General features: G+C 71.4%; 21 protein-coding genes and 1 pseudogene. 6 read left to right on the forward strand and 16 right to left on the reverse strand.

Annotation, left to right across the window (positions count from 1 at the left end):
• Positions 1 to 9 precede the first annotated feature (9 nt).
• On the reverse strand, positions 10 to 2,151 hold the full coding sequence (locus tag ABXJ52_RS28765; RefSeq protein ID WP_367045733.1) for a 3-hydroxyacyl-CoA dehydrogenase NAD-binding domain-containing protein: 2,142 nt from the start codon (positions 2,149 to 2,151) through the stop codon (positions 10 to 12).
• Positions 2,148 to 3,374 carry an acetyl-CoA C-acyltransferase gene (locus ABXJ52_RS28770; RefSeq protein ID WP_361842619.1) on the reverse strand — a complete coding sequence of 409 codons (1,227 nt, stop codon included), beginning with the start codon at positions 3,372 to 3,374 and terminating at the stop codon, positions 2,148 to 2,150. The genes ABXJ52_RS28765 and ABXJ52_RS28770 overlap by 4 nt, the downstream gene beginning before the upstream one ends.
• 1,156 nt (positions 3,375 to 4,530) lie before the next feature.
• On the opposite strand from ABXJ52_RS28770, the gene ABXJ52_RS28775 reads away from it, so the two are divergent.
• The gene (locus tag ABXJ52_RS28775) at positions 4,531 to 5,733 is read left to right on the forward strand and encodes an IS110 family transposase (RefSeq protein WP_367040134.1); all 1,203 of its coding nucleotides are present in this window, start codon (positions 4,531 to 4,533) and stop codon (positions 5,731 to 5,733) included.
• Positions 5,734 to 6,321: 588 nt separating this feature from the next.
• Here ABXJ52_RS28775 and ABXJ52_RS28780 read toward each other — a convergent pair.
• The 3 genes from ABXJ52_RS28780 to ABXJ52_RS28790 all read right to left on the reverse strand — a co-directional run bounded on the left by ABXJ52_RS28780 (position 6,322) and on the right by ABXJ52_RS28790 (position 9,296).
• Positions 6,322 to 7,596 carry a ribonuclease D gene (locus tag ABXJ52_RS28780; protein ID WP_367045734.1) on the reverse strand — a complete coding sequence of 425 codons (1,275 nt, stop codon included), beginning with the start codon at positions 7,594 to 7,596 and terminating at the stop codon, positions 6,322 to 6,324.
• A 78-nt stretch (positions 7,597 to 7,674) separates the two neighbouring features.
• Entirely contained in the window at positions 7,675 to 8,337 is a 663-nt protein-coding gene (locus ABXJ52_RS28785) for a response regulator transcription factor (RefSeq protein WP_367045736.1), read from the reverse strand.
• 290 nt (positions 8,338 to 8,627) lie between these two features.
• Complete coding sequence (locus ABXJ52_RS28790) at positions 8,628 to 9,296, reverse strand: DUF3000 domain-containing protein (protein WP_367045737.1); 669 nt, start codon at positions 9,294 to 9,296, stop codon at positions 8,628 to 8,630.
• A 165-nt stretch (positions 9,297 to 9,461) separates the two neighbouring features.
• Between ABXJ52_RS28790 and hemE the strand changes: the two genes are divergently transcribed.
• A complete protein-coding gene (hemE, locus tag ABXJ52_RS28795) occupies positions 9,462 to 10,541 on the forward strand; it encodes a uroporphyrinogen decarboxylase (protein ID WP_367045739.1) in 1,080 nt (359 codons plus the stop codon).
• A gap of 108 nt (positions 10,542 to 10,649) precedes the next feature.
• Here the strand turns inward: hemE and ABXJ52_RS28800 are convergent, their stop codons facing one another.
• Together ABXJ52_RS28800 and ABXJ52_RS28805 are read right to left on the reverse strand one after the other, a co-directional pair.
• A complete protein-coding gene (locus tag ABXJ52_RS28800) occupies positions 10,650 to 12,032 on the reverse strand; it encodes an FAD-dependent oxidoreductase (protein ID WP_367045741.1) in 1,383 nt (460 codons plus the stop codon).
• 37 nt (positions 12,033 to 12,069) lie between these two features.
• A complete protein-coding gene (locus tag ABXJ52_RS28805) occupies positions 12,070 to 13,020 on the reverse strand; it encodes a DUF4349 domain-containing protein (protein WP_367045743.1) in 951 nt (316 codons plus the stop codon).
• A gap of 141 nt (positions 13,021 to 13,161) precedes the next feature.
• Between ABXJ52_RS28805 and hemG the strand changes: the two genes are divergently transcribed.
• The 3 genes from hemG (at position 13,162) to ABXJ52_RS28820 (ending at position 15,872) form a co-directional block, all read left to right on the forward strand.
• Positions 13,162 to 14,613, forward strand: coding sequence for a protoporphyrinogen oxidase (hemG, locus tag ABXJ52_RS28810; RefSeq protein ID WP_367045745.1), 1,452 nt, complete (start codon positions 13,162 to 13,164; stop codon positions 14,611 to 14,613).
• 4 nt (positions 14,614 to 14,617) lie between these two features.
• Complete coding sequence (gene hemQ / locus ABXJ52_RS28815) at positions 14,618 to 15,337, forward strand: hydrogen peroxide-dependent heme synthase (protein WP_367045746.1); 720 nt, start codon at positions 14,618 to 14,620, stop codon at positions 15,335 to 15,337.
• 160 nt (positions 15,338 to 15,497) lie between these two features.
• Complete coding sequence (locus ABXJ52_RS28820) at positions 15,498 to 15,872, forward strand: RNHCP domain-containing protein (RefSeq protein WP_150215590.1); 375 nt, start codon at positions 15,498 to 15,500, stop codon at positions 15,870 to 15,872.
• Positions 15,873 to 15,876: 4 nt separating this feature from the next.
• On the opposite strand, the gene ABXJ52_RS28825 is transcribed toward ABXJ52_RS28820, so the two are convergent.
• From ABXJ52_RS28825 to ABXJ52_RS28865, 9 genes are all read right to left on the reverse strand, one after another.
• The gene (locus ABXJ52_RS28825; RefSeq protein WP_367045748.1) at positions 15,877 to 17,505 is read right to left on the reverse strand and encodes an alpha/beta hydrolase; all 1,629 of its coding nucleotides are present in this window, start codon (positions 17,503 to 17,505) and stop codon (positions 15,877 to 15,879) included.
• A gap of 107 nt (positions 17,506 to 17,612) precedes the next feature.
• Entirely contained in the window at positions 17,613 to 18,374 is a 762-nt protein-coding gene (locus ABXJ52_RS28830) for a TIGR04222 domain-containing membrane protein (protein WP_367045750.1), read from the reverse strand.
• A gap of 85 nt (positions 18,375 to 18,459) precedes the next feature.
• Positions 18,460 to 19,248 carry a DUF4142 domain-containing protein gene (locus ABXJ52_RS28835; RefSeq protein WP_367045752.1) on the reverse strand — a complete coding sequence of 263 codons (789 nt, stop codon included), beginning with the start codon at positions 19,246 to 19,248 and terminating at the stop codon, positions 18,460 to 18,462.
• A gap of 182 nt (positions 19,249 to 19,430) precedes the next feature.
• Complete coding sequence (locus ABXJ52_RS28840; protein ID WP_367045754.1) at positions 19,431 to 20,405, reverse strand: TIGR04222 domain-containing membrane protein; 975 nt, start codon at positions 20,403 to 20,405, stop codon at positions 19,431 to 19,433.
• Between the two features lie 6 nt (positions 20,406 to 20,411).
• Complete coding sequence (locus ABXJ52_RS28845) at positions 20,412 to 21,716, reverse strand: DUF692 domain-containing protein (RefSeq protein ID WP_367045756.1); 1,305 nt, start codon at positions 21,714 to 21,716, stop codon at positions 20,412 to 20,414.
• A 110-nt stretch (positions 21,717 to 21,826) separates the two neighbouring features.
• The gene (locus ABXJ52_RS28850) at positions 21,827 to 22,591 is read right to left on the reverse strand and encodes a DUF4142 domain-containing protein (protein ID WP_367045757.1); all 765 of its coding nucleotides are present in this window, start codon (positions 22,589 to 22,591) and stop codon (positions 21,827 to 21,829) included.
• Positions 22,592 to 22,702: 111 nt separating this feature from the next.
• On the reverse strand, positions 22,703 to 23,329 hold the full coding sequence (locus tag ABXJ52_RS28855; protein WP_367045758.1) for a TIGR03086 family metal-binding protein: 627 nt from the start codon (positions 23,327 to 23,329) through the stop codon (positions 22,703 to 22,705).
• 137 nt (positions 23,330 to 23,466) lie between these two features.
• On the reverse strand, positions 23,467 to 24,291 hold the full coding sequence (locus ABXJ52_RS28860; protein ID WP_367045760.1) for a TetR/AcrR family transcriptional regulator: 825 nt from the start codon (positions 24,289 to 24,291) through the stop codon (positions 23,467 to 23,469).
• 119 nt (positions 24,292 to 24,410) lie between these two features.
• Positions 24,411 to 25,157 (reverse strand): aminoacyl-tRNA hydrolase, encoded by a 747-nt coding sequence (locus tag ABXJ52_RS28865; RefSeq protein WP_367045762.1) that lies wholly within the window; start codon positions 25,155 to 25,157, stop codon positions 24,411 to 24,413.
• Positions 25,158 to 25,285: 128 nt separating this feature from the next.
• On the opposite strand from ABXJ52_RS28865, the pseudogene ABXJ52_RS28870 reads away from it, so the two are divergent.
• A pseudogene (locus ABXJ52_RS28870) lies at positions 25,286 to 26,140 on the forward strand (ATP-binding cassette domain-containing protein); the annotation flags it as partial.
• Positions 26,141 to 26,710: the final 570 nt, after the last annotated feature.

Here is a 26,710-nt window from a genome sequence, read left to right on the forward strand (position 1 = left end):
ACACGGACGTTACGCGGGAACGCTGGCCACGCCCGGCGCCAGGAACCGCTTGCCGGTGACGCGCTCGCTGACACCCTCACGGTCCAGGTACGGCGTGATGCCGCCCAGGTGGAAGGGCCAGCCGGCGCCGGTGATCAGGCACAGGTCGATGTCCTGCGCCTCGGCAACGACACCCTCGTCGAGCATGAGGCCGATCTCCTGCGCCACGGCGTCGAGCACGCGGACGCGGGTCTGCTCCTCGGTCAGGACGGTGTCGCCCTGCTTGAGGAGCGCGGCGACCTCGGGGTCGAGCTCCGGCTTGCCGGAGTCGTAGACGTAGAAGCCGCGCTTGCCGGCCTTGACGACCGCCGCGAGGTTCGGCGAGACCGTGAAGCGCTCCGGGAAGGCGCGGTTCAGGGTCTCCGACACGTGCAGACCGATGGCAGGACCGACGAGCTCAAGGAGCACCAGCGGCGACATCGGCAGACCGAGCGGCTCGACGGCCTTCTCGGCCACCGCGACCGGGGTGCCTTCGTCGATGACGTTCTGGATCTCGCCCATGAAGCGGGTGAGGATGCGGTTCACGACGAACGCCGGGGCGTCCTTCACCAGGACCGCGGTCTTCTTCAGCTTCTTGGCGACACCGAACGCCGTGGCCAGCGACGCGTCGTCCGTCTGCTCGCCGCGCACGATCTCCAGGAGCGGCAGGATCGCGACGGGGTTGAAGAAGTGGAAGCCGACGACCCGCTCGGGGTGCTTCAGCTTCGACGCCATCTCGGAGACCGAGAGCGAGGAGGTGTTGGTGGCGAGGATGGCGTGCGCCGGAGCGACGGCTTCCACCTCCGCGAACACCTGCTGCTTGACGCCGATCTCCTCGAAGACGGCCTCGATGATGAAGTCGGCGTCGGAGAAGCCCTCGGCCTTGTCGAGCACGCCGGAGACGAGCCCCTTCAGACGGTTGGCCTTGTCCTGGTTGACGCGGCCCTTGAGGAGAAGCTTGTCGATCTCCTCATGGACGTAACCGACGCCCTTGTCGACGCGTGCCTGGTCGATGTCGGTCAGGACGACCGGCACCTCAAGACGGCGCAGGAACAGGAGGGCCAGCTGCGAGGCCATCAGACCGGCGCCGACGACGCCGACCTTGGTGACCGGGCGCGCCAGGTTCTTGTCCGGGGCACCCGCGGGGCGCTTGGCGCGCTTCTGGACGAGGTTGAACGCGTAGATGCCGCTGCGCAGTTCGCCACCCATGATGAGGTCGGCGAGCGCGACGTCCTCCGCGTCGAAGCCCTTCTGCAGGTCGCCGTCCTTGGCGGCCGCGATGATCTCCAGGGCGCGATAGGCGGCCGGGGCGGCGCCGTGCACCTTGGAGTCCGCGATGCCACGGCCACGTGCGACGGCGGCGTCCCAGGCCTCGCCACGGTCGACCTCGGGACGCTCCACCGTGAGCGAGCCGTTGAGGACGGAGGCCGTCCAGATCAGCGACTGCTCCAGGAAGTCAGCGCCTTCGAAGAGCGCGTCGGCGATGCCGAGCTCGAAGACCTGCTTGCCCTTGAGCTGACGGTTCTGGTTGAGCGAGTTCTCGATGATGACCGAGACCGCGCGGTCCGCGCCGATGAGGTTCGGAAGCAGCGCGCAGCCGCCCCAGCCCGGTACGAGACCGAGGAAGACCTCGGGCAGCGAGAAGGCGGGCAGCGCCTTGGAGACGGTGCGGTACGAGCAGTGCAGACCGACCTCGACACCGCCGCCCATCGCGGCACCGTTGTAGTACGCGAAGGAGGGGACAGCGAGTCCGGAGAGCCGCTTGAAGACCTCGTGGCCACCCTTGCCGATGGCGAGCGCGTCCTCGTGCCGCTTGAGGATCTCGACGCCCTTGAGGTCGGCGCCGACGGCGAAGATGAACGGCTTGCCGGTGACACCGACACCGACGATCGTGCCCTCGGCCGCCTCCTTCTCGACCTGGTCGATCGCGGCGTTCAGGTTCGCCAGCGAGCCCGGACCGAAGGTGGTCGGCTTGGTGTGGTCGAAGCCGTTGTCGAGCGTGATGAGCGCGAAGCGCCCGGCGCCCGCGGGCAGGTCGAGGTGGCGCACGTGCGCCTGCGTGACGACCTCGTCGGGGAACAGCTCGGCCGCGCCCTTCAGAAGCTCGGTGGTGGAGCTGGTGGAGCTGCTCACTTGTCGCCTCCGGCGTCCTTGTGGTTCGGGTTCTCCCAGATGACGGTGGCGCCCATGCCGAAGCCGACGCACATCGTGGTCAGGCCGTAGCGGACGTCCGGCTGCTCCTCGAACTGCCGCGCCAGCTGCGTCATCAGACGCACGCCGGAGGAGGCGAGGGGGTGGCCGTAGGCGATGGCGCCGCCGTACTGGTTCACGCGGGTGTCGTCGTCCGCGATGCCGTAGTGCTCGAGGAAGGCGAGCACCTGCACGGCGAAGGCCTCATTGATCTCGAAGAGACCGATGTCGGAGATGGAGAGACCGGCCTGGGCGAGCGCCTTCTCCGTGGCGGGGATGGGTCCGTAACCCATCACCTCAGGCTCGACACCAGCGAAGGAGTACGAGACAAGCCGCATCTTGACCGGCAGGTCGTGCTCCCGGGCGAAGTCCTCGGAGGCGATGATCGACGCGGTGGCGCCGTCGTTGAGGCCCGCGGCGTTGCCGGCGGTGACGCGGCCGTGGGTACGGAAGGGCGTCTTGAGACCGGCAAGGCTCTCGAGCGTCGTCCCCGGCCGCATCGGCTCATCGGCGGTGGCGAGCCCCCAGCCGGTCTCGCCGGCTTCCTCGTTGGTCCGCCGTACGGAGACGGGCACGAGGTCCTGCTGGATCTTGCCGTTGGCGTAGGCCTTGGCGGCCTTCTCCTGCGAACGCACGGCGTACTCGTCGGCACGCTGCTTGGTGATGCTCGGATACCGGTCGTGAAGGTTCTCGGCGGTCATGCCCATGAAGAGGGCGGATTCATCGACGAGCTTCTCGCTCACGAACCGGGGGTTCGGGTCGACGCCCTCGCCCATGGGGTGGCGGCCCATGTGCTCGACGCCACCGGCGATGACGGCGTCGTACGCGCCGAACGCGATGGAGCCGGCGGTGGCCGTGACGGCGGTGAGCGCGCCCGCACACATGCGGTCGATGGAGTATCCGGGCACGGACTGCGGAAGCCCGGCCAGGATCCCCGCCGTGCGGCCCAGCGTCAGACCCTGGTCGCCGATCTGCGTGGTCGCGGCGATGGCGACCTCGTCGATCTTGGCGGGGTCGAGGGCCGGGTTGCGGCGAAGGAGCTCCCGGATGGCCTTCACGATGAGGTCATCCGCACGGGTCTCGTGGTAGATGCCCTTCGGGCCCGCCTTGCCGAACGGGGTGCGGACGCCATCAACGAAGACGACGTCCCTGACGGTACGAGGCACGATGGCTCTCCTCCAGGGTGCGGGTGCGCCTGCCGGCGCGCTTCCGGTCCCCATGCTACTTGCCGGTAACTAGACTGCCCAGTCCCGGCTCGGGGAGGCGAAGGTCACACTTGGGGGCGGCGTTGCGGGGCCGGGGGCTTTGCTGCTTGCCGGGGCCATCCGGTTGTCCCGAGGTTGGCGGTTCCGGACCGGGAGTCAAGGGCGCTCCTGCGTCGCGTCGGCTACGCCGATTCCGCTGCGCTCCACCCTTGACACCCGCCCCTCCACCACGCGAGGGAAGACGACCGGACGGCCCAGGGGCGGGACTCTCGGGGACTCCCGTGGGGCCGTTCGGTTTTCTTGCCGGGTGCGGACTGGTTCGTCGGGGGTGGCCGGTGGTGGATGGGGTGCGCGGCTCGTTCGGGAGGGGAGCCCGGTCTCGTCAAGCGTCTACCGACCGGATCTTCCGGGGTGGCCGGGACGGGGAGACGCGCGCGGTCCCGTCGGGATTTGCGCTCGGTCTCGTCAGGCGCCTGCCGACCGGATGTGCGCGGGTGGCCGGGGCTTGGAGACGTGTGCGGGCTCGGTGGAGTGCCAGGTGCAGAAAATTTCCGCTCCACCAATGCGGGGGTGGGGATCGGCGGGATTTTTCTGCACACCGCGTGATGGTGGTGCTGCGGGTGCCGTGGTCGTGCGGGTGCCGTGGCGCACCTACTTGCCAAAGTTGTGTTCTGGAAGTTGGGGGGCGCGCGCGTTGGCCGATGCGCCTTCTCGGAAATAGGTGCCGCACCCCCCACCAGCCCACAGCGTGCTGCTCGGTGAGTGAACGGACTCGTCGTCGGCTGCGTGTCACCGTCGCGCCCACGCGTGCCGATGCGTGCCGACGCGGTGCGGGTCTCGGCGAGCCCCTCGCCCCCCGTTATGTTTTCCGCGGTCCTGCAAGAGGGCCGCTGGCCTCCGGGCCCGGCATGGCTGGTCCCCCCTGTCGAAGCGATGACCTGGGGGGTGGTGCCACCGGGCCCGAGAGGCGCCGTTGGAGACGCTGATGAGAGGTCCGACTACCGCCCGGCCGAGCGCAATGCCCGGTCCTTCGCAGGCGGCAGGTCTGCATAACGTGGATGCGCGCACGACGCCAACGCCCAGGCCAGCACGCACAACGTCCGTTCGGGAGGACGGTTTGAACGAGTACGACGAGATAGGTGTCTTCCTGGGCCTGGACGTGGGGAAGAGCGCTCACCACGGACACGGACTCACCCCGGCCGGCAAGAAAGTCTTCGACAAGCAACTGCCCAACACCGAACCGAAGCTGCGGCAGGTCTTCGACAAGCTCCGCGAGAAGTTCGGCACCGTCCTGGTCGTCGTGGACCAGCCGGCCTCGATCGGCGCTCTGCCGCTGACAGTGGCCCGCGACACGGGCTGCCAGGTCGCCTACCTGCCGGGCCTTTCGATGCGACGGATCGCTGACCTCTACCCGGGCGAGGCAAAGACCGATGCCCGCGACGCGGCCGTCATCGCGGACGCCGCCCGCACCATGCCGCACACCCTTCGCTCGCTTCAGCTGACCGACGAGATCACCGCCGAGCTCACCGTCCTCGTCGGCTTCGACCAGGACCTGGCGGCCGAGGCCACCCGCACATCCAACCGGATCCGGGGCCTGCTCACCCAGTTCCACCCGTCCCTGGAACGGGTCCTGGGCCCGCGTCTGGATCACCCGGCGGTCACCTGGCTGCTGGAACGCTACGGATCCCCAGCCGCGCTGCGAAGAGCCGGACGCCGCAGGCTGGTTGAGGTGGTCCGGCCCAAAGCCCCGCGCATGGCAAAACGGCTGACCGACGACGTCTTCGATGCACTCGACGAGCAGACCGTCGTGGTCCCGGGCACCGGCACCCTGGACATCGTGATCCCCTCGCTGGCCCGCTCGCTCGGCGCCGTTCACGAGCAACGACGGGCGGCAGAATCCCAGATCGCAGCCCTGCTGGAGGACCACCCTCTTTCCAAGGTCCTGACGTCGCTGCCCGGCGTCGGCGTCAGGACCGCCGCCGCACTGCTGGTCACCGTCGGCGACGGCACCAGCTTCCCCACCGCCGCCCACCTCGCCTCCTACGCCGGCCTCGCCCCCACCACCAAGTCCTCCGGGACCTCGATCCACGGCGAACACGCCCCACGGGGCGGCAACCGGCAGCTCAAACGCGCGATGTTCCTGTCCGCGTTCGCTGCCCTGCACGATCCTGCCTCCCGCACCTATTACGACAAATGCCGGGCCAGAGGAAAAACCCACACCCAAGCGCTCCTCCGCCTCGCCCGACAACGGATCAACGTGCTGTTTGCAATGCTCCGCGACGGCACCTTCTACGAACCCAGAACCCCACGCCTCGCTTGACGAAAGACATAGAGGCACCCCCCCCGGGAACCCACCGCTCACCTCGTCCCCTGACGGCCACCCCGGAAGATCCGGCCGGCAGACGCTTGACGAAACCGGGACCCGTTCCCGACGGGCCCGCGCCCGTCTCCCCGCCCTGGTCGCCCCGCGCACATCCGGCCGGTAGACGCTTGACGAGACCGGGGTCGCTTTCCGAACGAGCCGCGCACCCCACTCACCGCCGGCCGCCCCCGACGAACCGATCCGCACCCGGCACGGAAACCCCAACAAGATGACGGCAGTGGTCGAGAGTCCCGCCCCTTGGGCCGTCCGGTCGTCTTCCCTCGCGTGGTGGAGGGGCGGGTGTCAAGGGTGGAGCGCAGCGGAATCGGCGTAGCCGACGCGTAGCGCAGCGGAGCGCCCTTGACTCCCGGTCCGGAACCGCCAACCTCGGGACAACCGGATGGCCCCGGCAAGCAGCAACGCCCCCGGCCCCGCAGGGCCGCCCCTCTCGGTGGCCTCGCGCCCCGGACCGGCGAACCCGACCAGCCAGCCCGCCCACCCGCCGAGCGCGAACCACCCCCCAGCCGACGTCACCCCCGACCGCGACTACCCCGCAGCAGTCAGCGCCCCCACCAAGGCCGGAGTGACCTGGGTGATCTGCCAGCGCCGTGCCCCGTGCGAGGCCAGCGCCGCTGCCACGGAATCCGCGTCCACCTGAGCCGGCGGCTCCCAGCAGACCCTTCGTACCGTGTCCGGAGTGATCAGGTTCTCCTGAGGCATGTTCAGTTCCTCGGCCAGCGCCGAGACAGCCGCCCGTGCCGCGGAGAGGCGCGCCGCGGCGGCCGGGTCGCGGTCCGCCCAGGAGCGGGGCGGCGGCGGCCCGGAGACCGCCTGCCCCGGCTGCGGGAGCTCGGAGTCGGGCAGGGCCCTGGCCCGGTCCACCGCGGCCTGCCACTGTTCCAGCTGGCGCCGCCCCATGCGGTGCCCGAAGCCGGTGAGACCGGCGAGCGCGTGCACATTCGGCGGCAGCGAAAGCGCCGCCTCCACGATCGCGCCGTCACTGAGCACCTTGCCGGGCGACACGTCACGCCGTTGCGCGACGCGATCACGCGCGGTCCACAGTTCCCGTACGACCGCCATCTGGCGGCGGCGCCGCACCTTGTGCATGCCCGACGTACGCCGCCAGGGGTCGACCCGGGGCGGCGCGGGCGGCGCGGAGGAGATCGCGTCGAACTCCTCGCGGGCCCACTCCAGCTTGCCCTGCCGGTCGAGCTCCTTCTCCAGCGCGTCCCGCAGGTCAACGAGCAGCTCGACGTCCAGCGCCGCGTAGCGCAGCCAGGGATCGGGCAGCGGCCGCGTCGACCAGTCGACCGCCGAGTGGCCCTTCTCCAGGACGAAGCCGAGCACGCCCTCGACCATCGCGCCGAGGCCGACCCGGGGGAAACCCGCGAGGCGTCCCGCGAGCTCCGTGTCGAAGATGCTGGTGGGGATCATGCCTATTTCGCGCAGGCAGGGCAGGTCCTGCGTGGCCGCGTGAAGGACCCACTCGGCTCCGGAGATCGCCTCGCCGAGCCCGGACAGGTCGGGGCAGGCGACGGGGTCGATCAACGTACTGCCCGCGCCCTCCCTGCGCAGCTGCACGAGGTAGGCGCGCTGGCCGTACCGATAGCCGGACGCGCGTTCGGCGTCCACGGCCACGGGGCCACTGCCTGCCGCGAACGCGGCGATCACCTCTGCGAGGGCGGTCTCGTCGGCGACCACCGGGGGGATGCCATCACGCGGCTCGTCCAGGGGGATCGGCGCCGTTTCGACGTCGTCCGGAGGGCCGCCTCCGGTGGTTCGCAGTGAACTGTCTGCTGCGGTCTCTTGGGCGTCGGTCACCTGTCAAGGGTATCTGTGTATGCACAGCGCCCGTCGACGGAACGTTCCGTCGACGGGCGCGCGAGGGGTGTAAATGAGTCAGTGGATGATTCCGGTGCGCAGGGCCACCGCCACCATCCCGGCGCGGTCACCCGTGCCGAGCTTGCGTGCGATGCGGGCGAGGTGGCTCTTCACGGTCAGGGCGGAGAGCCCCATCGAGACACCGATGGCCTTGTTCGACTGACCCTCCGCGACGAGGCGGAGAACCTCCACCTCACGGCCGGACAGCTCGCGGTAGCCACCGGTGTGGCTGGGCGCGCCCGGCGGGCGGCGGTGCATTCGGGCGGCGGCCGAGCCGATGGGCGCGGCGCCGGGGCGGGTGGGGAGACCGACGTTGTTGCGGGTGCCGGTGACGACGTAGCCCTTGACGCCGCCCGCGAGGGCGTTGCGTACGGCGCCGATGTCATCGGCGGCGGAGAGGGCGAGGCCGTTCGGCCAGCCCGCCGCGCGGGTTTCTGAGAGGAGCGTCAGGCCGGAGCCGTCAGGGAGGTGGACATCTGCGACGCAGATGTCACGAGGGTTGCCGATGCGGGGACGAGCCTCCGCGATCGACGAGGCCTCGATCACGTCGCGAACACCGAGGGCCCACAGGTGGCGGGTGACGGTGGAGCGGACGCGCGGGTCGGCCACGACGACCATGGCGGTCGGCTTGTTCGGGCGGTAGGCGACCAGGCTTGCGGGCTGCTCGAGGAGAACGGACACCAGGCCTCCTGGGGTGCGGGACTGAACCGGCTCGGGGGAGAAGCCGGGACGAACCGTGCTGTCAAGGTCACCAACCTCTTCGGCACCAAACCCGTCCGCCTTTAGAGAATGATCACGATTTGGTGAGTAACAATTCGGGCGATTCGGACACGCGATCGATCATCCGAAGATCAACCCGAATCGCAGTCGTTCAGAATCGTTCGCACTCACGGCGGCTCACGGCGGCTCACGGCGTTCACGGCCGCTCACGGCGCTCACGGCAGCCACGGCACCCACGGCGCTCACGGCGCTCACGGCGTCTGCGGTCCCCGCCGCTGGGGCAGCGACACCACCGAGCCGTCGCCACCGTGCGCCTGGTTCGCCGGCGGCAGCCCCGCCACCTGGCAGAGCAGATCGCACCACGCCGCGAGATGCGCGGCCGTGTCCGGCGTTCCGCCGGTCCCCTCGCGCGGCGTCCACGACGCCCGGATCTCGATCTGCGACGCGGGCGGCCGCTCGGCGAGCCCGCCGAAGTAGTGCGAGCCGGCGCGCGTGACGGTGCCGCTCGGCTCTCCGCACGCCAGGCCGCGCGCCTGCAGCGCGCCCGTCAGCCAGGACCAGCAGACCTCGGGCAGCAGCGGATCCGCGGCCATCTCCGGCTCAAGCTCCGCCCGTACGAGCGTGACGAGGCGGAAGGTGCCCTGCCAGGCGTCGTGCCCCGCCGGGTCGTGCAGCAGCACAAGACGCCCGTCCGCGAGGTCCTCGTCGCCGTCGACCACCGCCGCCTCCAGGGCGTACGCGTGCGGGGCCAGACGCTGCGGTGGCCGCGTCGGGTCGAGCTCGATCTCGGGCCGAAGCCGTGCCCCGCGCAGCGCCTCGACCGCCGCGCGAAAGGGCAACGGAGTCGAATCCGCCACCTTCCCCTCCGTACTTTCCATCTCGCCAGCGCCGTCCGACCGTTGTCCCTGAGCCGCAGCCATGCGGGGAAGATTAAGGGGAATGGCGGCTTCGCGCAGGGAGAGACACCCGTGCGGGGGGCCCCGGTCAAGGCAGCGTGCCCCTGTGAACCGGGGGCGTGACGGCGTCGGGCCGGGGTCGGGCGGGGGCCGAGCGGGGGCCGGGCGGCCGCGTGCGAGACTTTCCGCGTGAGTGCCAACAGCAGCAGCCCCGCGGGCCAGCAGAACGCAGCGACGGACGCCGTCAAGGATTCAGCCTTCATGAAGGCCTGCAGGCGTGAGCCCGTGCCGCACACGCCGGTCTGGTTCATGCGGCAGGCGGGGCGCTCACTTCCCGAGTACCGCAAGGTGCGCGAGGGTACGGCCATGCTGGAGTCCTGCATGATGCCGGAGCTGGTCACGGAGATCACGCTGCAGCCGGTGCGCCGCCACAAGGTCGACGCCGCGATCTACTTCAGCGACATCGTCGTCCCCCTCAAGGCCATCGGCATCGACCTGGACATCAAGCCGGGCATCGGCCCGGTCGTCGCCAACCCCATCCGCTCGCGCGCTGACCTCGCCCAGCTGCGGGATCTGACGCCGGACGACGTGAGTTACGTGACCGAGGCCATCGGCATGCTCACGGCCGAGCTGGGGTCGACCCCCCTCATCGGATTCGCCGGAGCACCTTTCACCCTCGCGAGTTACCTGGTCGAGGGCGGCCCGAGCCGTAACCACGAGAACACCAAGGCGCTCATGTACGGCGACCCGCAGCTGTGGGCCGACCTGCTCGACCGGCTCGCGGAGATCACCGGCGCCTTCCTCAAGGTGCAGGTCGAGGCGGGCGCGAGCGCCGTGCAGCTCTTCGACTCCTGGGTGGGCGCGCTGGCCCCCGCCGACTACCGCCGCTCCGTGATGCCCGCGTCGCAGAAGGTCTTCGACGCCGTGGCGTCGTACGGCGTGCCCCGCATCCACTTCGGTGTCGGCACGGGCGAACTGCTCGGTCTGATGGGCGAGGCGGGCGCCGACGTGATGGGCGTCGACTGGCGCGTCCCGATGGACGAGGCGGTCCGCAGGGTCGGTCCCGGCAAGGCGCTCCAGGGGAATCTCGACCCGGCGGTCCTCTTCTCCACGCGTGAGGCGATCGAGGCCAAGACGGACGAGGTTCTCGACGCCGCGTCCGGTCTTGAGGGGCACATCTTCAACCTCGGCCACGGCGTCCTGCCGACCACGGACCCCGACGCCCTGACGCGGCTCGTGGAGCATGTCCACACGCGGACCGCACGCTGACCGAGTCGTTTCGTGGTCGGTTCGTAGTTGGCTGAAAATCTCGCCTGAATGTGATGGGTGAGCCCGGTTCGGGACCGGTTCGGGACCAGTCCGGGCCCACCCGGCGTCCTACCCCGGGGCCCGGACCGCTGCGACCGCCTTGCGTGCCGCCACCAGGACCGGGTCCCACACCGGCGAGAACGGCGGTGCGTAGCCGAGGTCGAGCGCGGTCATCTGGTCCACCGTCATACGGGCCGTCAGGGCCACGGCCGCGATGTCGACCCGCTTGCCCGCGCCCTCGCGGCCCACGATCTGAACACCGAGCAGCCGTCCCGTGAGGCGCTCGGCGAGCATCTTCACGGTCATCAGGGCGGCGCCGGGGTAGTAGCCCGCGCGGCTCGTCGACTCGATGGTCACCGAGACGAACTGCAGTCCCGCCGCCCGCGCCTCCTTCTCGCGCAGGCCCGTGCGGGCGATCTCCAGGTCGCAGACCTTGCTGACGGCCGTGCCGACGACTCCGGGGAAGGTCGCGTAACTCCCGCCCACGTTCGAGCCGATGACCTGCCCGTGCTTGTTGGCGTGCGTGCCGAGCGCGATGTGCCGCTCGCGGCCCGAGACCAGGTCGAGGACCTCGACGCAGTCGCCGCCCGCCCAGATGTTCTCGTGGCCGCGCACCCGCATCGCGAGATCCGTGAGCAGCCCGCCGTACTCACCGAGGGGAAGACCCGCCGCGCGGGCGAGCTCCGTCTCGGGGCGCACGCCGATGCCGAGCACCACCACGTCCGCCGGATACTCCGCGTCCTCGGTGGCCACCGCCCTGACCCGGCCGTCGTCGCCGGTGAGGATCTTGGTGACCTCGGCGCCGTTCACCATCTCGATGCCCATGCCGGACATCGCGTCGTGGACGAGGCGGCCCATGTCGGGGTCGAGCGTCGACATCGGTTCCGTGCCGCGGTTGACGACCGTGACCTCGTAGCGGCGATGGATCAGGGCCTCGGCCATCTCGACGCCGATGTAACCGGCGCCGATGACGACCGCCTTGCGGCCCTCCGTGTCCGCCAGCGTGTCCAGGAGCGCCTGGCCGTCGTCCAGGGTCTGCACACCGTGCACGCCGGGGGCGTCGATGCCGGGCAGGGAGGGACGGACCGGGCGGGCACCGGTGCCGATCACGAGCTTGTCGTACGTCGTCCAGGCCTCCGCGCCGGATTCGAGGTCCCGGGTGCGGACCCGGCCGCCCTCGACGTCGATCTCCACGACCTCCGTACGCATCCGCAGGTCGATGTCGCGCTCCCGGTGCGCCTCGGGTGTACGCGCGATCAGCTCGTCCCGTGAGAGGACGTCACCGCCGACCCAGTAAGGGATGCCGCAGGCCGAGTACGAGGTGAAGTGGCCGCGCTCGAACGCGACGATCTCCAGCTCGTCCGGGCCCTTGAGCCTGCGTGCCTGCGACGCAGCGGACATGCCCGCCGCGTCGCCCCCGATGATCACCAGTCGCTCTCTCGCGCTACTCATACGGACACGCTACGACGAAGCGGCAGTTGGCGGCCCCCTAGTCGTCGCCACCCTCGCGCGCCGCCGTCACGGCGGGCCGCCGCGGCAGCCGGGGCCGCACCAGCCGCTGCCACAGCAGGAACAGCAGCGCCGCCACCGCCGCGAACGGCAGGACCGCGCCCAGGGCGACCGCGAGCCACCGCAGCATCGTCACGAAGGCGCTCCAGCCGCCGGACAACGCGTCCACGAACGTCGGGTCGTCGTCCGCGTCCGCCTTCTTCACGGCCGTCTCGCTGAGCGAGAGCGTGATGGTCGACATGCTCGTACGGTCCTTGAGCGAGGACTGCTGGGCGAGCAGCGCCTCCAGTTCGGACTGCCGACTGCTCAACTCCCCTTCCAGCGCGACCACATCGCTCAGCTTCGTCGCCTTGTCCATCAGCTCCCGCACCCGCGCCACGCTCGCCCGCTGCGACTTGACGCGGCTCTCCACGTCGACGACCTGCTCGGTGACGTCCTGCGCCTTGGCCTTGCGCTCGATCAGCTTGCCCGTGCCCTCCAGGGACGTGAGCACCTCCTCGTACCGGTCCTGCGGGACGCGCAGCACGATGCGGGAGCGTTCGTCGCCGTGGCCGTCGCGGTCCGTCGTCTCGTCGCCGACGGCGCCGCCCGCGTCGGTGGCGGCCGCGCGCACCTCGTCCAGGGCCTTCGGTACGTCCTTGACGCGGACGGTCAGGGTGGCGGTGCGGATGATGTGCGTGCCGGTGATCTTGGGCGGCTTCTTCTGGCCGGACTTGTCCGCCTGGCTGCCACCGCCCACCCCCTTGTTGTCCTGACCGCCGGAGTACTGCGCTTCCTCCTTGGCGCCGCCCGCCGCCTTGGCACCGTCACCGCCGTCGTCGTCGCTGTCGCCAGCGCTGCATCCGGTGAGGGCGAGGGCGACCGCGAGCAGGACGCCCGAGAGGGCCTGGACCGTGCGGTGCCTTGACGTGGTTCCGCTGGACGCGTGCATCGCGGCGTACCCCCCGAGGGTCGTGGTGACTGATGCTCCTTTGACGCGGGAGAGGGGCGAAACGATGGTTGCTGACCGGTCCCGATGGGGTCACGGTCGGGACTCGCGCGACTCGCGGAGCACGGCTCGTAGAGTGGAGCCATGCGCGAAACGGACACACGTACGGGTCATGTCGTAGTCATCGGCGGCGGGATCGCCGGACTGGCCGCCGCCCACCGATTGCTCGGCACCGGCGCCCGCGTGACCGTCATCGAAGCCTCCGACCGCCTCGGCGGCAAGCTGCTCCCCGGCGAGATCGAGGGCGTACGCGTCGACCTCGGCGCCGAGTCGATGCTGGCCCGCCGCCCGGAGGCCGTCGCCCTCGCCCGAGAGGTGGGCCTCGCCGACCGGTTGCAGCCACCCGCGACCGCGACCGCGGCGATCTGGACCCGCGGGGCCCTGCGGCCGATGCCCAAGGGCCACGTCATGGGCGTACCGGGCGACGCGTCGGCCCTGGCCGGAGTGCTGTCCGACGAAGGCCTTCGGCGCATCGAGCAGGACCGTGAACTGCCGCCCACCGAGGTCGGCGACGACGTCGCGGTCGGCGAGTACGTGGCCGCGCGCCTGGGCCGCGAGGTCGTCGACCGCCTCGTGGAGCCGCTGCTCGGCGGCGTGTACGCGGGCGACGCCTACCGCATCTCGATGCGCTCGGCGGTCCCGCAGCTCTTCGAGACCGCCCGCACGCATGCCTCCCTCACGGAGGGCGTCCGCGCCATCCAGGCCAGGGCCGCGCGGAACCAGCAGACCGGGCCCGTCTTCATGGGCATCGAGGGAGGCGTCGGGCAACTCCCGCTCGCGGTAGCCGAGTCGGTGCGTGCGCAGGGCGGGCAGATCCGCACCGGGACGCCGGTCACCGAGCTGCGGCGCACCCCGGACGGCTGGCAGGTGAGCACCCCGGAGCAGACCATCGACGCCGATGCCGTGGTCGTCGCCGTCCCCGCCTACGCCGCCGCCGCGCTCCTCGGCGTCGAGGCCCCCGCAGCCGCCGCCGAGCTCGCGGGAGTCGAGTACGCCTCCATGGCTCTGATGACCCTCGCCTACCGCCGCAGCGAGATCGACCTCCCCGAAGGCAGCGGTTTTCTCGTGCCGCCCGTCGACGGGCACACCATCAAGGCGTCCACCTTCGCCTCACGCAAGTGGGGCTGGATCGCCGAGGAGGACCCCGACCTGCTGGTGCTGCGTACGTCGGTCGGGCGGTACGGCGAGAGCGAGATCCTGAAGCGCGACGACGCCGAGCTCATCGAGCTCTCCCGGCACGACCTGCGCGCGGCCACCGGCCTTGACGCCCAGCCCGTCGCCGCCCGCGTCACCCGCTGGCACGACGGCCTGCCGCAGTACCCCGTCGGCCACCACGCGCGCGTGGCCCGCGTCCGCGAGCACGTGAGCAAGCTGCCCGGCCTCGCCGTGTGCGGAGCGGCGTACGACGGAGTGGGTATCCCCGCGTGCATCGCGAGCGCCTACGCGGCCGTGGACCAGCTGGGCGGTGACCTGGCCGGTGTGCAGGAGCTCACCGCCAACCCGGTGCAGAGTCTGCACGGCGGCGGAGGAGAATAGGGCCATGAGTGACGACGCCCCCGCCAAGAGCCCGAACGCGGGCAAGAAGGCCAAGGACCTCAACGAGGTCATCCGCTACACGCTGTGGTCCGTCTTCAAGCTGCGCGACCTGCTGCCCGAGGACCGCGCCGGTTACGCCGACGAGGTCCAGGAGCTGTTCGACCAGCTTGCCGCCAAGGACATCACCGTCCGCGGCACGTACGACGTGTCGGGGCTCCGTGCCGACGCGGACGTCATGATCTGGTGGCACGCCGAGACCTCCGACGAGCTGCAGGAGGCCTACAACCTCTTCCGGCGCACCAAGCTGGGCCGCGCCCTGGAGCCGGTCTGGTCGAACATGGCGCTGCACCGCCCCGCCGAGTTCAACAAGTCGCACATCCCGGCCTTCCTGGCCGACGAGACGCCGCGCAACTACGTCAGCGTCTACCCCTTCGTGCGCTCCTACGACTGGTACCTGCTGCCCGACGAGGACCGTCGCCGCATGCTCAAGGACCACGGCATGATGGCCCGCGGCTACCCCGACGTGCGCGCCAACACCGTCGCCTCGTTCTCGCTCGGTGACTACGAGTGGATGCTCGCCTTCGAGGCGGACGAGCTGTACCGCATCGTCGACCTCATGCGGCACCTGCGCGCCTCCGAGGCCCGCATGCACGTCCGTGAAGAGGTGCCGTTCTACACCGGCCGCCGCAAGTCCGTGGCCGAACTCGTGGCGGGCCTCGCCTAGGCAGTTCGGTGCGCTGTTAATTCGGTTGCCGCGCCCTGTCCGGTGCGGGTTTCATCGAGAGGTCGAAGCCGAGGACAGAAAGATGGTGCGTGTATGCCCAGGGCCCCGCGGATCAGCTCGAAGCCAGCCCATTCCGCGACGCACTGGAGTCCACCCCGTCATGTCCCGCAACACCTCTCGGCGGGCCCGCACTGAAGCGCGCGCCCAGTCCTTCCGCTGCCTGCAGTGCGGTCTCGACGTATCGATGACCGCCCCCGGCACCGACCACCGCAACCACTGCCCCAACTGCCTGTGGAGCCGTCACCTCGACGACACCCCGGGCGACCGGGACGCGGACTGCGGTGCCCGGATGGAGCCCCTCGCCATCTCCGTACGAGGAGACGGCGAATGGGTCCTCGTCCACCGCTGCACGCACTGCGGCGTCCTGCACGCCAACCGCACGGCGGGCGACGACAACGCCCTGCCGCTGACCCGGCTCGCGGTGCGCCCGCTGGCCCAGCCGCCGTTCCCGCTGGAGCGGCTCGGCGCACTGTGACCGGCTAGCGCTCCTTGGGGAGAGCCGCGGCCCGCGCGCCGGACAGGGGCTTGGGCTCCTTGTGCGGTGCGCACTCCGCGCGCCGCACGGGGAGCCTGCCCTCGAGGAGGTACGCCTCCATGTGGCCGTTGACGCACTTGTTGGGGCCCGCGCCGATGCCGTGGGTGCCCGCGTCCCGCTCGGTCACCAGGACCGAACCGTCCAGTCGGCGGTTCAGCTCCAGGGCACCCGCGTACGGGGTCGCGGCGTCCCGCTCGGCGGCCAGGATCAGCGTCGGGGCGAGCTCACCGTTCTCGGTGCGGACGTCCACGGGCTGCTGCCGGGCCTCGGGCCAGTAGGCGCACGGCAGGTTCATCCAGGCGTTGTCCCAGGTCTCGAAGGGCGCGACGCGCGCGAGGAGTGAGTTGTCGCGGTTCCAGGTCTTGAAGTCCGTCGGCCAGGGCGCGTCATTGCACTCGACCGCGGTGTAGACGGCGTTGCCGTTCTCCTGTTCCTTGGCCGCCTTCGGCTCGGGCGCGGCCTGCTCGATCAGCGGCTTCGGATTGCCCTTCACATACGCCGAGAGCGCCGACGCGCGCGCCGGCCAGTAGTCGTCGTAGTAGCCGGCCTGGAGGTACGCCGACTGCAGCTGGCCGGGTCCGACCTTGCCGCCCGCGGGCTTGGCCGCGAGCTCCTCGCGCACCTTCTCGTACCGCCGGAGGACCGCTTCGGGTGTCTTGCCCAGGTGGTACGTCTTGTCGTGCTTGGCCACCCAGGCGCGGAAGTCGCCCCAGCGCTGCTCGAAGGCCGCGGACTGGTCGAGGTTGTTGCGGTACCAGATCTGCTCCGGGTCGGGGTTGACCGCCGAGTCGAAGACCATGCGGCGCACGTGCGAGGGGAAGAGCGTGGCGTACACGGCGCCGAAGTACGTGCCGTACGAGGCGCCCATGAAGGTCAGCTGCTTCTCGCCGAGCGCCGCCCGAAGGACGTCCAGGTCACGGGCGTTGTTCAGGCTCGTGTAGTGCCGCACGGCCTTCCCGGAGCGCTTGACGCAGCCCTCCGCGTACGCCTTCGCCTGCTTGACGCGCTCCAGCTTGTACGCGGTGTCGGGGTGGGTCGGCGACTGCGTCGGGGCCTTGGCGAACGCCTTGGGGTCCTGACAGGAGATCGGGGCCGAGCGGCCGACACCGCGCGGCGCGTAGCCCACGAGGTCGTACGCCGCCGCGATGCGCTTCCACTCGGGGAGCATGCCGACCATCGGGAAGTACATGCCGGACCCGCCGGGCCCGCCCGGGTTGAACACGAGAGCACCCTGACGCTTGACGGACTTGCCCCGCCGGGGTTCGGCCCGCTCCGTGGCCTTGGTGCGGCTGACGGTCAGTCTGATCTGCTTGCCGTCCGGCTGCGCGTAGTCGAGCGGCACCGAGACCGTGCCGCACTTGATCGAGGGGGGCAGGCTCTCGACCGCGGGGCAGGCGCCGAAGCGGATGCCGGCCGCCTGCGCGCGCTGGGCCGCGACCTGGGTGCCGTGCTCCGCCCAGGAGGGGTAGGCGGGGTGGCTGTCGGCCGCGGACGCGCTTCCCGCGGGGGCGGCGACGAGTGCGGTCAGGACCAAGGATCCGGCGGTTCCGTAGAGGGCGGCTGCTGCTCTCATCGCTCTTCATCCCTTCATTCGGCCGTGCGTTGCTCGAACAAAAGGGATGATTCGTTTGGTAATAGGTGAAGTAAAGCACCGCCCCGCCGGTGTCGGGCGTGTCGGGCTCAATGACCCCGATGCGCCGCATCCCGGTGTGCGAAGGCCGCCCGCAGTTCCGGATCGGCGAGGGCGCGGGTGCCTCGTACGGCGACGGCGGTGAGGTCGGACCCGCCGCGCGCCGGGAGTGCGCTCAGGAGGAGCTGGCCCGCGGGCGAGGCCCAGCGGGGGTAGGGGTGGATCTCGAAGCGGGCGACGGCGAGGCAGCTCGCGTTCAGGACGAGGGGCAGCGCGAACCAGAGCGCTACGGGCACCTGGCCCGAGGGGTCCTGACCGGGCATCAGGAGCGCGACGGCTCCGAGGGCGATCACGGCCACCGTGGCCGTGCGCACCTGCCGGACCGCTCCCGCGACCCCCGACCAGGCGCCGTCCGGCAGGGCGAGGCCCGCCGCGACGAGACGGTCGGCGAGGGCGCGCATCGCGTCGGTGCCGGCCGCGGCGCGGCGCACCGGCGCTATCGGCGACTGTCCGCCGGGCCCTATCGCGCCGAGTACGGACCGCTCCATGTCGTCGCCGCCCACCGGGTCGACGACCGTCGCCCACCCGGTGTGCGCGAGCAGCAGGCGCCGGGCACGGGCCATCGACACCAGGGTGAGGTCGGTGACGCGGGCGGGGCCGCCGGAGAGGAACGCGGCTTCGTAGAGCGTCAGTTCGTGGCGGTGCGCAGGGGTCGCGCGGTGCGGGGCGGTGCGGTACGCGGTGAGGCAGAGCCGAGCACAGGACAGGCCCGTCGCGACCCAGGCCACGAGAAGGAGCGGAAGCCAGAACATGCCGGAGTTCTATGCGAGGGGGCGGGGGTGGCGCCATGGGTTATTCACCATGCGGACGCGGGGTCGCGGGAGGATAACGTTCCGCTCAGCCGCGGTCCTTGTCCTCGGCCTTCTTCTTGGCCTTGTCTTCGCCCACGTCGGGCTTGGGGCGGGATGCCGGTGGCGGCAGCGAGAAGGTGGGGGAGGGGGAGACCGGGGTCGCGGGGTCCGGTGAAGGGGTCGGGCCCGGTGGGGCGGGGGAGCGGGTCACCGGGACGGGGCCCGCCGACGCCGCGTCGCGCGCGAGGTCGTCGAAGTCGACGAGGCCCGTGCCTTCGAGGACCGTGATGTGGTCAAGGACCGTCGTGTTCGCGTCGTCCGCGAGGGCGCGCACCAGCGAGTTACGGGTGGTCGCGCGGACCTCGGCGACCACCGAGAAGACCTTGCCGTGGGCGGCGCGCAGAATGTTGGCGAACTTCTCGTCGTACGCGTCGCCGTGCGCGTCGCTCATCTCGTCGAGCCAGCCACGCTGCTGCGCGGTCGGCTGATTGGGCAGCTCCAGATTGAGCCGCGTCGCCACCTCGCGTACGCGCGCGTCCAGGAACGTGTGCCCCTCGACGAGGTGTTCGCCCGCCGTCTTGACCGCCTTGGTGGTGCCGCGGGCCTCGGCCTGCTGTCCGGCGGGGAGCTCCCAGAGGCCCGCGAGCCGCACCTTGGTGATGAAGTCCCGGTCGAGCGCGGAGAGCGGACCGAACTCCGTCGACACGCTCTCCGCGTCGAGTCTGTCCACGCCGGTACCCGACCTGTCCTCGTACGACCAGACGGGAAAGAGCAGCGCGGCCAGGGTCGCGACGAGTCCCGCGACGATGAGGCCGGTGCCGTTGATGGATCGCATGACGCCTCCAGTTGCACCGCCGCACGCTAGTGCGCCCCGAGGAGGCACCTGCGGGATACAGCCCGGAGTACGTCAACTGCCGTACCGGTAAGGGGCATGGGAAGCGGGGCGTCCGCTGCTCGCAGGGGGAGGGGGTGTTCGCGTCGCGTCGCTGGGCGGGAGCCGTGCGTGCGGGGTCGCGGCTAGGAGCCGCCTCCGCCTCCGCCGCCTCCTCCGCAGCCCCCGCCGCCACCGCCCCCGCCGCAGGAGGACGAAGAGCCTCCGCCGCAGCCTCCGCCGCCGGAACTGCCGCAGCTTGAGCCGCCGCACGCCGAGCTGCCTCCGCCGCACCACGCGATGGTGGTCCCGGAGCTTGCGTACGTCGAGGATGTCGCCGACGTACGTCCCGGGCGGACGCGGTGCGCGGCCTGCAGCTGTGCGCGCAGGTCGGGGTCGAGGACGCCGACCAGGCCCTCGACCGCCACGCGGTGCGCCGCGCCGGAGACGTGCGCGCCCGCGGCGCGGTACTCCGCGAGAGCGGTCCGGCCCAAGGCCGTCACCCTCGTCCGGGTGGCGCGGCCGCAGAGCAGGCCGGTCAGGGAGCCGACGACCCACGCCACGGTCAACGCGATGGTCGACACGCTCACGGGGTCCCATGAAGGGCTGTCACCGTCCTCGACGGCGATGACACCGATGACGAGGAAGAACCCGGCGAAAGTCAGGACGTTGTGCAGGATCTTCCGGCGGCGCAGACGGTCGAGGACCTCGGGGCGCACCATCAGGCCGCGCCGCGCCATCGTGTCGCCGATCGCCTGCACGGCGGGGCTGCGCATCACACCGATGCGCAGCCAGTGCAGAGCGCCGCTCGGCGCGGCGGCGTGCGCCTGGAGCGCCGCGCCCTCCACCGCGTTGCGGGCTTCGGCCGACTGGATCGCGACTATGCCGGGGAACGCGACCACCAGGCGCCCGTCCTCGTGCAGGGACGCGATCGCGGCGTCGGCGACCCTGCTGGGCCCCCCGGCGAGGAAGGCGGCCTCCAGCGGATCGAACACGGCGCCGTGCTGCGCGTCGGGCTGCAAAGGCGCCGCCTGCCGGATGCGGGAGACACCGACCAGCAGAGCGACCGCCGACGCCGCGATCAGGATGGCGAAACAAACCGACAGGATCTCCAAGACCATCGCCCCCTACCCCCGTCGCAGCGCGAACCGCGCCGCCCGCAACCACCGTGCGACCGGCCCCGCGTCCAGCGGCGCGGGCCCGGACCGTTCGAGCCACCACCGCGTCAGCCTGCCGCGCGCCTGAGCGTCCTCGGGCTGCCCGGACAGGAGCAGCCGCTCGGCGAAGTCCAGCGCGTCACGCCGGTAGCCGCCGGTCATCGGCCGGGCCTGGGCGTACGCGAAGAAGTCCGCGCGATAACTCCCGCCGAGAATCTCCGGCAGCTCGGGCGCCACCTTCGCCACGACGTCCGCCCGCTTGCCGGTCAACGCCCGGCTCTGCACGGCAAGCCGGGCCCGGTCGAACCCTTCGGGCGCGGGCGTCCCGGCCACCAGGGCGGACAGGAGCGCGGTCTGCGCGAGGGCGAGACGCTGGCGGGTGGCGTCGGGCACTGCGGCAGCTTCACCGGTCGCCGGGGCTGTGCCGGAAGCGCCCTCTCCGGAAGCAGGCGCCTTCGTGCGCACGGTCTCCCGTATCGCGTCGAGCTCCCGCTCCAGCTCCCCCGGCGCCGGAAAGTTCTCGTCCCGCTCCAGCAGGACACCCGGCGGGTTCACCCGTGCGGCCAGGTCCGAGAGGATCGCGAGGACCGGCTCGGGCACCGGGTGCGCGTGGCTGTCGTGCCAGACGCCGTCCCGCTCGAAACCGCCGGCGACGTGCACGTACGCGATGGCCTCGACCGGCAGCTCGTCCAGGGCCTTCGACGGGTCCTCGCCGCGGTTGACGTGGTTGGTGTGGAGGTTCGCGACATCGATGAGGAGGCGTACGCCCGTGCGCTCGACGAGCTCGTAGAGGAACTGTCCCTCCGTCATCTCCTCGCCGGGCCAGGAGATGAGCGCCGCGATGTTCTCCACGGCGAGCGGCACCGGCAGCGCGTCCTGCGCGACGCGTACGTTCTCGCACAGCACGTCGAGGGCGTCACGGGTGCGCGGCACCGGCAGCAGGTGGCCCGCCTCCAGCGGCTGCGAAGCCGTCAGCGGGCCCCCGGCGCGTACGAACGCGATGTGCTCGGTGACCAGGGGCGAGCCCAGTGCCTGCGCGCGCTCGGCGAGCGCGGCGAGGCGCGTCTCGTCGGGGCGGTCGGCCCCGCCGAGGCCGAGCGAGACGCCGTGCGGCACCACCGTGACGCCGCGCTCGCGCAGCCGCAGGAGGGAGTCGGGGACGTGCCCGGGGCACAGGTTCTCCGCGACAGCCTCGACCCAGTCGATGCCGGGCATCTGTTCCACGGCGTCCGCGATCTCCGGACGCCACCCTATTCCGGTCCCCAAATGCTTCATGTTCCCCCTCCTCCGCCAAGACCCCGCGTCGTGCCCCGTGTCTTGGGAACGTGTGCAGGAGTCATGGCCCCGGCCGCAGCGGCCGAACCCCTGAGGAGGGACGTTCAGAGCTACATTTGAGGTTCCGGCCGGTTCGTGTTGACTTCGCCGGGCGGCGGGGGCGAAGGCCGTGACGTGGTGGACACATCGCCGGTCGGGCCGGCCGCCGGGGGCACCGGGGGGACGCCGGAGGGCGGGGGAGGACCGCTGGGGCTTGCCGTCGCGGTAGCGGCGCCGCCGTTCGCGATGTCGTCGAAGTCGACGAGGCCGGTGGCCTCCAGCATCGTGATGTGGTCGAGGACCGTCTGGTTGGAATCGGTGGCCAGCTGCCGGATCAGGGTGTTGCGGGTGCTGTCACGCACATCGGCGATCGCGCTGAACACCTTGCCGTGCGAGACGCGCAGCAGGTTCGCGAACTTCCGCTGGTACGTCTCGCCGCTGGCCTCGGTCAACTCCTGCAGCCAGCCCTGCTGTTCGGCGGTGGGCTGGTTGGGCAGCTCCACGCCGAGCTGCGCCGCGACCGAACGTGCCCGCTTGTCGAGGTCCGTGTGGCCGACGATCAGATGGTCACCGGCCTCCTTGATCGCCTCGGTCGGCGCCCGCTCGACGGCCTGCTGACCTGCGGGTATCTCCCACAGGCCGGCGAGCCGCACCTTCACCAGCAGATCGCGGTCGGCGGCGGAGAGCGGACCCCATTGCGTGGCCACGGACCCGGCGGCCAGATTGGCGGGCCCCGTGCCCGAGCGGTCGGCGTAGGACCACATGGGGAACGCGAGCGCGCCCAGAGTGACCACGAGTGCCGCGATGATCAGAGCCGTGCCGTTGATGCGCCGCAATGTGCCGTGCCTTCCTGCCCGTCAACCTGCCGTGGGGGCAAGCTACTTCCTGGTACCGGTTCCTGGTACCGGGAGATACGGAAGAGGCGGGCGTGATGTTCAACGCTTCTTTCAACGCTTTCCCTGGCCGATGTGATGCTCCGGCGGCCGCCCCAGGAGAGCCAGCATCTCCTCCAGCGGCGATGCGCCCTCGGCTGTGGGCAGCGGCGGCGCGAACGCGGCTCCGGGGCCTCGGAGTTCAGGGTCCTTCGGGACCCGGCGGGCCACGTCGAGCGCGGCGTCGACGACCGGCCGGGGGAGGTCGAGGCCGACGTCGATGTTGGTTCCGAGGGTGGTGGCCACGTCCCAGGAGTGCACCACGTAGTCGAGCAGGTGGAAACCGACGGCGACCCGCCCCGGGAACGTCCCGCCGATCTCCGGCAGCGTGAACCCCCGCTCCAGGACGCCCTCTTCGGCGAACGCGGCCAGCACGTGCCGCACCGACTCCGCATAGACCTTGCACGGGTCGCGGCCGAGATCCGGCGCGATCCAGTACGTACGGTCGGCGCCCGAGCCGCGCGCCGCCGCCGCGAATCCGTGGTGCTGCGCGGCCATGTGGGCCACCAGATCGCGCAGCGACCAGCCGGCGCAGGGGGATGGGCGTTCCCAGTCGGTGTCGCGGGCGGTGCGGAGGATGCGGAGTGACGCTTGGAGGGCGGTGCGGTCGAGTGCGATGAGGTCGTGCGTGAAGGCGTGCATGAGTTCTCAGGGCTCCTTCGGAGAGTGAACAGTCGCCGCCCAGCGGGCCGGTGAAGGCATACGACGAGCTTAAATCTAAACGAACGGTCGTGCTACTAGTTTGTCGGAGCGGGACCGGAACCAGACCGGCGGGCCGCTCAGGAGTGTTCTGGTGCGGCGTCCAGGGGGAGTTGAGGGACCTGCGACGGGTCCGTCGCCGCAGCGCGCAGGCGTGCCGTGATGGCGGCGCCCGCCCTGCGGTAGACGCCCGGCTCGTCGTGCAGCACCGAGTGCGCGTTCGCCGTCTCCATCAGCGCGATGAGCTCGAAGGCGAGCTGGGGGGCGTCGGTGTCCGGGTGACATTCGCCGGTATCGCGGGCCTCCGCGACACACCGCTCGACCGTGCCGGTCCAGTCTCGGTCGGCGAGGACGAGCGCGTCGTGCACCGCACCCTCGCGGGCGTCGAACTCGGCGATCACCCCGTGGAAGAAGCAGCCGCCGGGAAAGACGCGTTGTTTCGAGTAGTCGAGCCAGCGTGCGCACAGTTGCCACAGGCGGTCGAGGCCGGGCGGGGACTGCGTGGCCGGTTCCACCACCGCGTCGAGGAAGATGCGGCCCGCCGCGCGGATGGTCGCGAGCTGCAGTTCCTCCTTGGAGCCGAACAGCGCGAAGACCCCGCTCTTGCTGAGCTTCAGCTCGGTGGCGATGCGGCCGACCGAGAGCGCGTCCAGGCCCTCGACCGAGGCGATGTCGACCGTGCGGCGCAGGACGAGACGCCGGGTGTGGTTGCCGCGTTCGACGCGCCCGTCGAGCTTGGCGCCGCGTGGGCGGACGCCGGCATCCGCACCTGCGCTTACATCCGCACGTACGCCTGCATCCGCGCCTGCGCCCACATCCGCACGCACGCCCACATCCGCACGCACGCCCACATCCGCGCGCGCATCCGCATCCACGTCGTCGCTCGCGCCGAGCTCGCTCGCCATGTCGGTCTCCTCAGCGCCGTTCGGTCGTGCGTTTGTGGAGGTACATCCTCCCTCGTGGCACCGGGATCGGGAGTGGCCTCGGCCCCGCGGCCTCCCTCGACGCGCGGCGGGAGGAATCCTCAACGCAGGGCGGGGTGGTCGGCGACCACGGTGCAGGAGCCGGGGGCGATCTCCGTGAAGCCGGCGTCCCGCACCACCGGCAGGCCGCTCGCCACGAGTTCGCGCCAGAGCGCGGCGTCCGGGGTGCGGACGGAGAGCGGGAAACCGGCGTCCCGCCAGGCCACGCGCTCCTCGTCCGACAGCTCCCACCAAGCCAGTTGGGCGCCGTGCCCCGCCTGCGCCATCGCCTTGCCCGCCGACATGTCGACATCGGGGCTCATCCACAGGACCGGCGCTGTCGCGTCCGCCGGGGGTACCGCCTCCGGGTCGTCCAGGTCCGTGCCCGAGACCTGGAGCCGGGCCAGGTCCTTGGGCCAGCCGTCCAGCGGCACCGGCGGGAAGACGCGGACCTCCGCCGACTTGCCCGTCACCGTGATACCCGGGAGTGCCTCGGCCCGCCGCCACTCGGCGCCGCGGGCGCGCCGCACCACCTTGCGGATCCTGGCGTCCTGCCAGTCCCGCATGGCCTGCGCCCACTCGCCGTCGCCGACGGACCGCTCGTCGCCGAGCATGACGAGCACCGCGCGGGCCGCGGTCTCCAGGGCGTCCGTACGATGCGGGGGCTCGGCACGCTCGATGCGGGCCACCAGCGGCAGTACGTACTGCGGCGCCTCGTCGCGTGTCGTCTGCTCCACGCGGAAGGGGCTGTCCTGGGAGTCCGGGGTGTCCTGCGGCTCGGGATTCCCGGCGGTCTGGTCGCTGCTCACGCGTCCAGTCTGCCAGGCGGAAGATCGGTCCCGTCAGCGGCTTTGCCCGAGGACTCCGCCCCCCCACCCAGGGCATCGGACCCAGCCGTCGGAGCCGGCCCGTCGGAGCCGTGCGCGAGGATGGCGGCATGGACAGTGATCTGGCGGGGGCCGCGCTGCGGCTGGACGGGGTGGGGCGGCGCTATGCCGTGCGCGGACCGTGGGTGCTGAGGGATGTCGTGCTCGGCGTCGGCGCGGGCACGCTGGTGCGGATCGAGGGCGCGAACGGCACCGGTAAGTCCACCCTGCTGCGGCTGCTCGCCGGGATCGACGCCCCGACCGAGGGCCGCGTCGTCGGCCGGCTCCGCACGGCGTACGTCCCCGAACGCTTCCCGGCGGCGCTGCCGTTCACGGCCGCCGGGTACCTCACGCACCTGGGCCGCATCCACGGCCTGGCCAAGGGCACGGCGGCGCGGGGCGCGGAGGAGTGGCTGGAACGCTTCGGGGCAGGGAGTTACGCCCGTACGCCCCTGTCGGAGCTGTCCAAGGGCAGCAGCCAGAAGGTCGCCGTGGCTCAGGCGCTCCTCGCGGCGCCCGAACTCCTGGTCCTCGACGAGGCATGGACGGGCCTGGACGCCGCGGCCCGTGACGAACTCGACCGGGCCGTCGCCGAGAGGGTCGCCGAGGGCGGCGCCGTCGTGTTCGTCGACCATGACCCGCGGCGGCTCTCCAGGGCTGTCGACGTGACGTACGCGGTGGTCGGATCGACGGTGAACGCCCGTACCCCTTACGCCACTTCACCGGATGCCGCCGAGGCACAAGCCCCTTCGGTCGCGATCGAGGCCCTGGGCCCACCGGGCGCCGCACCGCCCTCCGTGCCGGGCACCGTCATCACCGGCCACTCGCGGCAGGGCACGCTGCAACTGACAGCGCTGGCAACGCACTCGGACATCGCACTGCGAACACTGCTCACGGCGCACCAGCCGTGGCATGTGGTGTCGGTTTCGGCATTGGCGTCGGCTCCGGAACCGGCGTCGGAACCGGCGTCGGAACCGACTCGGATAGCGGTCCAGAGGTCAGCGTTGGCATCGGCATCGGCATCGGCGTCGGTATCGGCGTCGGTTCCTGACCCGGCCCCGTCCGCGCCCGCACTGACCCCCGGCCCCGGTCCAGCCCCCGGAGCCGGCCCCGGGAAAGCCCCCCGCCGCCCCAGCGATCAGCAAGGTCCGCGGTCGGTGAACGCTCTGCTCGGTTATCACTCCGCCCTGCTCCTGCGCTCCCAGCGCTGGCTCGCCCCCGTCATCCTTTACGCCGCGTTTCTCGCCGTCGGCGTACAGAGCGGGCAGCCGGTCCTCGACTCCCTCGCGTATGCCGCCGCCGCGTTGCTGCCTGTCGCCGCCTGGCTGGTGCGGATCTGTGTCGGCAACGAGCTGCCCGCCACTCGAAGTTGTTCGGCCGCCGCGGCCGGGCCCTGGCGGGCTCAACTGGCCTGTCTGCTCTCCGCGTTCCTCGCCACGGCCCTGCTCGGCGCCGTCGCCACCCTCGTCGTGTCGGTGATCAGCGACCCGGCGAGC

This window comes from Streptomyces sp. Je 1-332 (genome assembly GCF_040730185.1).
GTDB lineage: Bacteria > Actinomycetota > Actinomycetes > Streptomycetales > Streptomycetaceae > Streptomyces.